This is a genomic window from Burkholderia sp. RS01 (genome assembly GCF_039748055.1).
Taxonomy (GTDB): Bacteria; Actinomycetota; Actinomycetes; order Actinomycetales; family Micrococcaceae; genus Arthrobacter.
In genome coordinates this window covers 1-353 of record NZ_JBDLAK010000068.1, presented here as the reverse complement: position 1 = coordinate 353, position 353 = coordinate 1, and the positions used below count along the sequence as shown (strand labels likewise).

General features: G+C 72.2%; 1 protein-coding gene. It reads left to right on the top strand.

Annotated features, from left to right (window positions below; genetic code table 11):
• The coding region (locus ABFP37_RS22555) for a DUF222 domain-containing protein (RefSeq protein ID WP_347035041.1) at nt 1-353 on the top strand (353 nt) is incomplete at both ends.

Genomic DNA, 353 nt, shown 5'->3' with positions numbered 1-353 from the left:
CTCCGCCGTCCTCCCCCGCACCGGCATCACCGGCCAGCCCCTGCCCCCGGCCTGCGAAGAAACCGCCGCCGCCCTCGCCACCGGCACCATCGCCTCCCGCGCCGGAACCATCATCACCACCGCCCTGGACCGCGTCCGCCACATCGCCGCACCCGAGGACCTCGCCCGGATGGAACACGTCCTGACCCGCACCGCGACCACCAACGACCACGACTTCCTCACCCGCATCACCCAGCGCTGGACCGACGCCATCGACCAGGACGGCACCGAACCCAGCGAAGAAGACCTCCGCCACCGCCAAGGCGCCTTCCTCCGCCGCCCCCGCCGCGGACTCCACCACCTCGAAATCTTCG